This is a genomic window from Persicobacter sp. CCB-QB2 (assembly GCF_001274635.1).
In the GTDB taxonomy this organism is placed as follows: Bacteria; Bacteroidota; Bacteroidia; order Cytophagales; family Cyclobacteriaceae; genus Persicobacter; species Persicobacter diffluens.
Map to the genome: position 1 here is coordinate 1 of NZ_LBGV01000002.1, position 10,000 is coordinate 10,000.

12 protein-coding genes are annotated in these 10,000 nt (G+C 42.5%); 10 read left to right on the forward strand and 2 right to left on the reverse strand.

All coding sequences use genetic code 11. The features are described 5' to 3' along the window. Window positions 1-194 precede the first annotated feature (194 nt). The 7 genes from NG22_RS18360 to NG22_RS17175 all read left to right on the forward strand — a co-directional run bounded on the left by NG22_RS18360 (window position 195) and on the right by NG22_RS17175 (window position 5,448). Window positions 195-410 (forward strand): hypothetical protein, encoded by a 216-nt coding sequence (locus NG22_RS18360; RefSeq protein ID WP_367379246.1) that lies wholly within the window; start codon window positions 195-197, stop codon window positions 408-410. Between the two features lie 304 nt (window positions 411-714). Continuing rightward, on the forward strand, window positions 715-1,284 hold the full coding sequence (locus NG22_RS17160; protein WP_053407006.1) for a hypothetical protein: 570 nt from the start codon (window positions 715-717) through the stop codon (window positions 1,282-1,284). A 32-nt stretch (window positions 1,285-1,316) separates the two neighbouring features. Beyond that, window positions 1,317-1,607, forward strand: a complete 291-nt coding sequence (bioD, locus tag NG22_RS17895; protein ID WP_216597652.1) for an ATP-dependent dethiobiotin synthetase BioD — start codon at window positions 1,317-1,319, stop codon at window positions 1,605-1,607. Window positions 1,608-1,638: 31 nt separating this feature from the next. Continuing rightward, complete coding sequence (locus tag NG22_RS18365; RefSeq protein ID WP_367379247.1) at window positions 1,639-1,821, forward strand: AAA family ATPase; 183 nt, start codon at window positions 1,639-1,641, stop codon at window positions 1,819-1,821. A gap of 1,287 nt (window positions 1,822-3,108) precedes the next feature. Beyond that, the gene (locus NG22_RS17900) at window positions 3,109-3,252 is read left to right on the forward strand and encodes a hypothetical protein (protein ID WP_157601243.1); all 144 of its coding nucleotides are present in this window, start codon (window positions 3,109-3,111) and stop codon (window positions 3,250-3,252) included. 245 nt (window positions 3,253-3,497) lie between these two features. Continuing rightward, complete coding sequence (locus NG22_RS17170; protein ID WP_157601246.1) at window positions 3,498-3,860, forward strand: replication initiation protein; 363 nt, start codon at window positions 3,498-3,500, stop codon at window positions 3,858-3,860. A gap of 328 nt (window positions 3,861-4,188) precedes the next feature. Then, a complete protein-coding gene (locus NG22_RS17175; protein ID WP_157601248.1) occupies window positions 4,189-5,448 on the forward strand; it encodes a replication initiation protein in 1,260 nt (419 codons plus the stop codon). Between the two features lie 224 nt (window positions 5,449-5,672). On the opposite strand, the gene NG22_RS17180 is transcribed toward NG22_RS17175, so the two are convergent. Then, window positions 5,673-6,071, reverse strand: coding sequence for a DUF3859 domain-containing protein (locus NG22_RS17180; protein ID WP_053407009.1), 399 nt, complete (start codon window positions 6,069-6,071; stop codon window positions 5,673-5,675). Window positions 6,072-6,290: 219 nt separating this feature from the next. On the opposite strand from NG22_RS17180, the gene NG22_RS17185 reads away from it, so the two are divergent. Together NG22_RS17185 and NG22_RS17190 are read left to right on the forward strand one after the other, a co-directional pair. Further along, a complete protein-coding gene (locus NG22_RS17185) occupies window positions 6,291-6,698 on the forward strand; it encodes a hypothetical protein (RefSeq protein WP_157601251.1) in 408 nt (135 codons plus the stop codon). 125 nt (window positions 6,699-6,823) lie between these two features. After that, window positions 6,824-7,576 carry a hypothetical protein gene (locus NG22_RS17190; protein ID WP_053407011.1) on the forward strand — a complete coding sequence of 251 codons (753 nt, stop codon included), beginning with the start codon at window positions 6,824-6,826 and terminating at the stop codon, window positions 7,574-7,576. A gap of 31 nt (window positions 7,577-7,607) precedes the next feature. Here the strand turns inward: NG22_RS17190 and NG22_RS17905 are convergent, their stop codons facing one another. After that, window positions 7,608-7,748: a hypothetical protein gene (locus NG22_RS17905; RefSeq protein ID WP_157601254.1), complete on the reverse strand. Its 141-nt coding sequence runs from the start codon at window positions 7,746-7,748 to the stop codon at window positions 7,608-7,610. A gap of 448 nt (window positions 7,749-8,196) precedes the next feature. Here NG22_RS17905 and NG22_RS17195 point away from each other — a divergent pair, with 448 nt between their 5' ends. Next, window positions 8,197-9,606, forward strand: a complete 1,410-nt coding sequence (locus NG22_RS17195) for a replication initiation protein (protein ID WP_072159360.1) — start codon at window positions 8,197-8,199, stop codon at window positions 9,604-9,606. Window positions 9,607-10,000: the final 394 nt, after the last annotated feature.

Below are 10,000 nucleotides of genomic sequence, written 5' to 3' on the forward strand. Positions count from 1 at the left end.
TTATGACTACCGGTCTGTGCCCGGTGAATTCCCGGTCAATACAGAAAACTATAAGCACACGACGATCATCGCCTGTCAATGGGAGTATGGGTGGCACATGAATATTTCCCGGACTTTTAAAGCAGGCCACGGAAAGCATTGCCATCAACGGTACCGGTCAACCCATCCATGATCAGTCCGGAATTCCGGAAGTCATCTATCAGGGAACGCTGGATCATTTCTCTGAGAAAACCCGCGACCGTTTCTTCCTTCGAATGTGCGGAGGGCGCATCGGACTGCAGCACTACCCGATGCCACAGCGATCGGTAACCGATCAACAGAAAGAGCTGGCCGCACTACAATCCGCCGTCCAACAAAGGGGGAACACCCACCGGTATTTCGTCGGGCCATCATCACAGAGCAGGACCTGATCATCCCCACCAACAATCAACATCACTACTGGCAACAATTTCCACAAACCGAAATCACCACCATTCCCGGCGCACACTATCCTTTTGCTGCCTGGGAAAATTGGGAACAGTTAATCACTTTAGTGACGACGGTATGCTGATCAATAAAGAACTTGTGCAGCAGTCCGGTTTCGGGACAGCCTGCAGACTTACGATGAAGCCGCATTCGTGCAGGCAGAAATGGCAGAACATCTGTCCGGGCTGATCCGGCAATACATTCCCGGAGAACAATCCGAGATGCCTGGAAATAGGTTGTGGTTCCGGTATGCTCAGCCGAAGAATGCCGCATGATCAGATCGATCAATACTGGGGAATGACCTGGTGGATGAGAGTCTGCCCATCATCCGGCAACACCGACCGGACCTGCATCCGCTTCCGGGAGATATTGAAAAATCCTTTTACCGGACGAACTGGACCTGATTGTTTCCGGATCCACCTTCCAGTGGGTACAACAGCCGGAAGTCTTTTACCAAAAGCTACACCGGCAAATGTTACCGGGCCGCTTGCTTTGCTTCTCCACCTTCGGACCGGAGAACTGCAGAGAGATCGACAGCTCACCGGACAAGGACTGCACTACCAGACCATCGAAGCCTATCCGAAGCTTATGCCGGACTTTGAACTACTGCATGCAGAAGAAACCACCTACACGCTTTACTTTGAAAACGCCAGGGAAGTCCTGCGCCACATCAAAGCCACCGGAGTAAACGGACTGCAGGCATCCATGAAAGTAGCCGACCTGATGAGGTTCCAGCGCGAATACCAAAAGCAATTCCAAGCCCCCAAAGGAGTAAGTCTGACTTATCACGCTATTTACATCATTGCGAAAGCACGCTAGTATTTTTTCATTCATCCCAATGTACATCCGATATGAAACCAATATTCATCACCGCTATTGATACCGACGCCGGTAAAACTTACGCTACCGGACTCTTTGCCCGCTTCCTGCAGCAAAAAGGTTACAACACCATCAGCCAGAAACTCTCGCAGACAGGTTGTGAAGAGGTATCCGAAGATATTGAGGTGCATCGTAAGCTGATGGGTATTCCCATGCAGGAGGTTGATACAGCTGGACTGACTTGCCCGTACATCTTTCCATACCCGGCTTCTCCACACCTTTCAGCAGCAATGGTCGGTCAGAGAGAATTGATCCGGAAGTAATTACCAAAGCCACCGAACAACTTTGTGAGCAATACGAAAAGGTGGTGGTGGAAGGAGTGGGAGGAATCTACGTTCGTTAAATGAGGACGTCACTTTGCTGGACTATCTGCAGGAGCAGCATTACCCCATCATCCTGGTAAGTTCTGCCAAGCTGGGCAGTATCAACCACACACTGCTGACACTGGAGATTGCGAAAACCGCGGACTGGATGTAAGAGGTATCATCTATAATCGCATCGCTGATCACAGCGAACTCATTGCAGAAGATAGCCGTAAAGTGTTCTTGAAATTCCTGAAGCAATTCGGATTCCCGGAGGTATTGGTGGAAATCCCGAAAGTGGAGGAGGGGAAAGACTTACCGGAGATTGATTTCAATGCCTTACTATAATCACTCCCGAAATTTTGGACAAAGAAAAACCCAATAGTTATCGCTATTGGGCCCCAAAACTTAACCTACTTATGACTCCTGAAAATGCATTAGGTTTATAGAAAACCTTCTTTTGCCTTTCAATTATAATAGTGCGAACTCCAACCAATTCCCGCAGTTAAAATCCACCTTTTTTCAATCCGAAAGTTATTCGCTATTAAGCTCCGATAGCGAATCCCTGAATTCACCCCACCTAAAATACATTATGTTAAATATAATACATAATGAAAAACCCTCCGAAAAGGGCTGCAAAAAAGTATGGACAAAGAAAAACCCAATAGTTATCGCTATTGGCCCAAAACTTAACCTACTTATGACTCCTGAAAATGCATTAGGTTTATAGAAAACCTTCTTTTGCCTTTCAATCATAACAGTGCGGGTTCAAACCAATTCCGCAGTCCCGGGGCCAGTTTTTTTTCATATATCGGAAAGATTACAAATTATAAGCGAAGGATCACAAATATTTAATCAAAGTAAGCTCAATCGGTAAAGGATTCCGGAAATCACCTCAAGCAGCCATCACAGTTACTGATGAATATTCAATCCTTGTCTTTTCCTACTCTCGCTTATAATTTGTTATCCTCGCGGCTACAACCTTCTTTCTATTCACTACATGCGAACATCCCTTTCGATTACAGATTATAAGTCTGCCGGAACCCTGTTTTTTTGACCAAATCGCTGTTAAAAGCCCTGTATCGCTTATAATTTGTTATCCAAACCAGATTTTTAGTCTGTTCATGCTACTTTGATTCGCGTATTCTCATGAATCTAATCACTTATTTCTGACGATCCTGAGTAATCAATACTCCTTTCATTTCTCTTTTACACTCTTCGCTTATAATTTGTAATCTTAAAACCTTCTTTTAAATCTTTTATATCTTTTAATACTTTAAGACACTACAACTCGCTGATAATCAGATTATTAATGATTGTTTGGATTACAAATTATAAGCCTAACGATAACAAATATAAGTCATTGGATTACAAATTATAAGTCTAACGATAACAAATTATAAGCGAGGATTACAGATTATAAGTGAGGGTTACAAATTATAAGTCTAAATAGTATTTTACCATGTTCAACATTGTTAAGGTTCATAACAATTTCGCTCAGAATGCTCAGTATAATATTTCCGAAACCGGAAAAAACATTCTCTATATGGTGCTTGGGATGTACAAAGAAAATCAGACGGTGGACACGGTTTATGAAAATTCCTGAAAGACATGGCGCTAGTTGCGAATAAGAGTATTAACTATCATCAATTCAAAACCGCTTGTGAAGAGTTGTCCGGACGAATCAAAGGAAGTCTATTCCCACGCTATTTGTAGATCTTCCGGATGTAAGAAGCAGTCTTACCCCTTTTTCAAGATGATTGAATACCAGGAGAACGAAGGATATATCAAAGTAGTACTGAATGATGAACTGAAACCTTTGTGGATAACCTGACCAAAAATTTCACCCTGTTGAACCTACAGCAAGGCATGGCGCTAACAGGTAAATACACCAAAAGAATTTTCGACTACATTTCCTCTATCCGTAATTTTAAAGATCATTATGGAAAATATCCTTATATCGACCTGTTGGAGTTTAAAAACCTCATGCATTTAAGTGAGGAGGATTACTCTAAATTTGGAATATTCAGGGTAAGAATCTTAGATAAGGCAATTAAGGAGATTAATAAGTATTCGGACTTCAATGTGCGATACACACCGGTCAAAAAAGGAAGGAAGATTATCGGGCTCACCTGGCAGATCAGTAAAAACCCAAAAAGCAAAGTGATATTCTGGAATACGAAGGAGTGCAATACTTCCGGTCTACGATTGTAAAACTGAACTCTGTAGCCAAGTCATTGAAAGACGAAACCTATCGGATGCTGATAAAGGCGATTCATAGTGGCGAAGTCAATCATCGAGATCCTTATGAAGTGGAGAAGTTCATACTAGAAACATTGAGTCAGGTCTGATCAGGTGGTATCCCAAAACTTAAATGCGCTACAAAAAGTATTATATACGCTACATATTGTTACTCAACTCCTTTCTGTAAATAGGTTTTATCAGAGAGTATCTTGTGTTTGTATCGGAGACCAGGATCTTCCTCTATAATGCTTATCGAAGGAATAAAAATGCAATCCCCGGAGAATATAAAGATACTACCATGAGTACCATACCTGCTGAATACAAAAACTACCGCATTATAAAACACAACAAACTCATCAATGCAAAAGAAAAGCTGAATACCCTTCAGCATCGCATCATCGTTTTGATGTCCTCTAAAATCAAGAAGGGAGATACTCACTTTAACACGGTTTATTTTAAGATAAGACATATTTTGGGACGAGGGGATCGTGATAATATCGGTAGCGGATATGAACGGGTCAGACAGGCAGCTAAAGAATTAGTCCACGCTTCTTTAGAGGTGGAGAATCAAAATGGAAAATGGGCAGCTTATTCTCTAATCACAGTAGCATCCGGTAATAAAAAAGAAGACTTCATCACGGTAAAGTTTAGTGATGAAATGAAACCATTCTTCCTGCAATTGGAAAGCAACTACACCCAATATACTTTGAGTAATGTGTATCATTTCCAAAGTGCCTATAGTTTTCGCGTTTATGAATTACTGCGACAGTACTATCCTAAGGTTTCCAAAATAGCAATTGAATACCAATACCTCCGAGATTTGATAGGATTAGATGAAAGGAGTTATGCCCGGTTTTCGAATTTCAAAAAAAGGGTTTTAGAGGTCGCTCAAAAAGAGATCAATCAATTCTCAGACATGATGATTGACTTTGAGTTAGAGCGATCAGGGAAATCCGTTGTTCAGATTACCTTTTCCATGAGGCCAAACAGGAAGGTTAGTCCATCAATCGAGCTTCCAGAACAAGATCACGGTGTAAAAGATGTGTCCTATGAGATCATCAGGGAGACTCAATCCAATACTTGTCCTTTATGGTTATCAGAGGGAGTTTACCAAGGAATGTTGAGTAAATTCGGTTCGGACTTACTCCAGTTTGCGATACAGCAAACAGAGGAGAGGAAGCATATACAAAAACCAGCAAACTATCTTCATAAAGGATTGAAAGAAGGATGGCTGACAGAGGAGTTTAATCAGTTCAATCAACAACAAGAAAGAGTATTATTCTCTCTGGAGGAATCATTTGCAACACATAACAATAACCGAAGACAAGAAATATTTCAACAATATGACTCTAAAGACCTTCGAGATGAATACATCCTTGAGCTTGAATACAACAAAACTTACAGTAGTCATCGAAGATTGTATTTACACCAATGGGAATCCGGTGAAATATCTGATAGCGCATTAGGCTGTTACAAAGGATGGCTTTTGAAGAAATTCGGAGAGCTGAAAGATTGGGATAAAAAGGTTTTCACTCAAGAACAGTTCAAAAAAGTATAGACAAAGAAAAACCCAATAGTTATCGCTATTGGGCCCCAAAACTTAACCTACTTATGACTCCTGAAAATGCATTAGGTTTATAGAAAACCTTCTTTTGCCTTTCAATTATAATAGTGCTGTACTATCCCGATCTCCGCAGAACTATTTCCGTTTTTTTTCAATCAATCAAATTATTTCCTTCTCAAAAGCTATTCAATTGACTAATACTTGTCTGTTATTGACAACTATACCGGATCCACATAAATAGTCTTATCCGCAACCTGTTCCCCGTCAATATACGTTACCATCCTCCAGGGACCTATCTTGTCTTCTATTGTTGGGCCGAAGACGGAATCTCCCAGATAAAAAAGATATTCATTCTTATTAATCGGGACTTCTCCTGTAAACGGAGGTCGGACTCTACCCGCTTCATCCTTCACTCCCGGATGTTCAATCCTAAAAGTGATTCGCTTCCCTTTTCCCTTGGAAATCTTCAATACATAACCGAACTCCCGATCCAACTCTGCAGGTACCCGGTCCGTCAGTTTTTTGAAATCCGGTAAACTCAGTTGTTCCCGGTCCCATTTTTCGTACTCTCCGTAATTAATCATCTGCACTTCGGCAGTCTTTTTCTTTCTGGCCATTCACTCAATACTTCAATCAGATCTGTTTATTCAAATACCTTTTATTAGGCCACTTAACATCCTTTTACACAAGTGATTACAATCACCTCCTTCAAGCCCTTCTAACTGTTTGGTTGCCCGATAAACCTCCCTTCAAATCACCCCCAATTTAGGAAAAATGAAACTTAATGAAATTGCCTAACTTGCAGACGGAAAATGTTCGTTCGGAAAAACCCGGTCATGGAAGAGACTATCAATATCATTAGCAGAAGTCTGCGTCAGCAAGGATTCAATAACCAACTCACAGAACGCACCATTCAGGAGATCCTGACTGAAGGCGGGCGTATCAAACAGCCACAGGAGCTGAACACAGAGATCAGAGTAGAGATTGAAAACCTGGAAAATGAAGCGCAGAATGCTTTCAAAACCGCTTTTGAAGGTGACCATAAACAATTGATTCTCTTCGCACATTTCGTCGCCGCTTTCCTTCAGGAAAAAGACAAAGGAATCATCCGGACCGGACATGAGCTCTGGAAAGTCATTAACCGCCGGCAGTTTTCCGATGAGCAGCTGACCCAGCTCCTGCGGGAAGTAGACCCTGCCACTAATCACCATTTCGGACTCGGCAGCAGTTTGATCAACTCATAAAAGAGAACGAACAACTTTCTAAAGCAGGCGGACAGGCTAAAGTCATTGATCTTCATCCAGAAATCGAAAAAAGGTTACCAGGTAACTTTAGTACTCAACTGACCCGCGATTTCTCCGAAAATGAAGTGAAGTCATTACATGCCATCATTGGAATATTCAATCAGGCCAAAGAGCGGGAAGCCATGACTTACATCCGGGAATATGATGAATGGACCCTGGAATTTGAGATGAGTCAATACTATGAATTTTTCGGCCTACCCAAAAAAGAAGAAAAGGATGGTTACGCCCGTTTTGATACCCGCGGACAAAACCGTGCACGCACCGGACTGGTTGAATTATCCAACCGGAAATTCATCATTCCGGAAGAGTATAACCAGGGTGATGTACATGTAAAGAAACTCAAGATACGGTCGCTTATTGACATTAAGGAAATCTCTGAGCACACCAAGCATCAGGGCAAGGCCTATCAGGCCATCGCGAAAACCAAGCATATCAAAATTTCTATTGACGGCATCTTCCTGAAGGATTTTGAGCAGAACTTCTTCCGCCTCCCAATCGACCTGAACAAGCAGATCGCCCAGACCCTGGGAGTAAAACGCGTATCCTCCGCCGTGCAGTTCTTCATCATCAACCTTTATGCCCTGGCCGAGCAGTCTTCCTCCGGAATTGTGGAGCAAACTTTCGAATCACTCATCGAAACCATGCGGCTGGAAAAAGCCTACCAGCAGCGCCGGAAAAAGCGTGTTCAGGAACGCATTGATCAAGCCATTGCCTGCGCCATTGACCTGGGAGTAATCACCAAATACGAACGCGCAAAAGTCATCAGTTCGGAGCTCGATATTTTCCGGTTTTACCTGAGTCCGGAACTCATGAATTAAGGGGTAAATCCGCCCGGAATTTTCCTTTTTTTTAAAGCCTTTTTTTACTGCTAAAACCAGCTGGTTTTTCGTCTTTCTGTAAGCTCATTTTCCACCCTTTTTTTAATGAAAATCCTGCGGAAAAATCTGATTCCATTCTGTTTTTTTCAGATTTTCCTTTAATCGGGTTCATGGGTCATTTTCCGAGTCAGATTAAGTGCCGACGGAAAAAATGAACCCAACTTCAATATTCGTGACGTAATTTTAGTTGCCTAATTCTTCGTTTATGTAATTATACTTTTAAAAAATATAACAAAACAACAACGGCAACTAAAACTACGCTTGTTGTTGTTTTATTGTTTTATTGTTTTATTGTTTTAGGGGCTTGTAACCTCTTGATTTCCAGTGTAGTTACAAGCGCTTAGGCAACTAAAATGACGTCAACGGCAGTTAAAATGCCCCCAACGGCAGTTAAAATGCCCCCAACGGCAGCTAAAATGCCCGAAGACGGCGACTAAAAATACGTTTAGTTAACAATAATTACGTTAGGTTAATTAAAATTACGTAGTTTTGGCTTTTCGATCCGGATTGACGGAAAAAGTGAAACGAAAGAAGCCGGACGAAAATGAGCCCCAAAAACTATGAGTAAATTTAGTGAGATAGTAGCCTCAATTGAGAAGTACCGACTGGTCGTTAAATCCAATGATTTGGTGAACAGCAGGCAACACTTCAATGCCATGCAGCAACGGATTATTTTGAATGCTTTGGCGATGATTGACGAGCGGAAAGAATACGGCGAATGGATTGAAATCCGATTGAGCATTCATGATATTTTAGGCAAGCCGGAAGGAAGGAAAGTTGGCGGGAGCGAATACCGCGCAGTGAAGGAAGCGACGATCAAACTGACAGAGTCTTCAGTGCAAATGGAGCGGGTCCAACCGTCAGGTAAGATTCGCTGGGAGTCGATCTCTTTCATTTCCTACGCTACGGGAGAAGAAGGGAGTGATGAGGTGATGATTCGTTTCGATCCGGCGATGAAGCCATTCCTGTTGAACCTGAAGAGTAACTTCACCACCTACACCCTGGAGCAGGTTCACCGCTTCCGGAAAGTGCATTCCATTCGGATTTATGAGCTTTGCAAGCAGTATTTTCCGAACATCAAAGAGCGGAGGTTTCAGTTGTCGGAGTTTAAATACCTGTTGACTTTGGAAGATAAATACCCTAAGGTCAGTAATTTAGTGAGGGCGGTATTGCATCCTTCTTTGGAGGAAATTAATAACTATTCAGACCTGAATATCGAATACAAGCTATTGCCGGAGCGCTCCAGATCCAAGAAAGAGATTGTCTTCATTACCAGGGCAAATGAGAACTATAAGGCGGAATACGATCCGAAATCGAACCTTTTCCAACCAGTGGAGATGGAAGAGCATACTGCTCCGGAATCATCAAAAACTGTTGATATTGAGCCGGTAGAGCTGGAATCCAATATCACCAAAACGCCTGAGGTACCGGTTAATCCTGTTCAGGAAGCACCTGCCGGATTACCCGTGGAAGACCTGACTCCTCCGGAAAAACTACCGCAATGGCTGAGCGATGCCAACTTTGCTAATATGGCCAGGATCGGAGGAAAGGAACTGGTGATGTTCGCGCTGGGCGTCATTGAAGCCAAGGACAATATCGATAACAAGATGGGCTATCTCTACCAGGGGTTGAAGAAGGGTTGGTTCGAGGAGATGTTTACCCTTCATCAGCGAAAGCAACAGGAAGACCGGAAAGAGGTGGAAAGAAGGGAAGCCGAGCAGGCACGAATGGCAGCCCAAAAGCAGGAAGAAGAGCACGAGCGGATCATCAAGGAAGTCTTTGGAAAGCATAATTACCACCAACGATTGAAGATGCTGGAGTTGAAAGATAGTGAGAATGAGCGTTTTGAGTACATCTATACCCTGGAGTTTGATCCCGAGTATGAAGGACACAAACTCCATTACCTGAATGAATGGCTGGCCAATACCCCTCAGAATCAGCCCTTTCACTGTATTCCGGATGGCTGCTGAAGAAATATGGCAAGCAGAGCGACTGGGATTTGAATGCGTTCTTGAAGGAAAAAGGGTTTTGAGTGATCCCTGAGTATAACCTCTACATGGGTGCTTATCTGGTGGAGAATCCTTCTACATGGGTGCTTTTCGGGTTGGTCGATGCTTGCATTAAAGCCTGAATTTCCGCCATTTCTGCACCTTGGTGCTTATCTGGTATTTTTTATCAAAACCCACTCAGTTGCTTTAATTGGCTCTTTTTAAAGGCTTTGTGCCAGTAAAGCACCCATTTTAAATCGAAAATCAAGGGAATTTTACTGCCCGAATAACATTCCTGCAGTTCCTAACAGGGCTTCTACCGACATATGAAAAGCATTAGATTTATTGGAATAATCATATAATTACATTGGTGCTT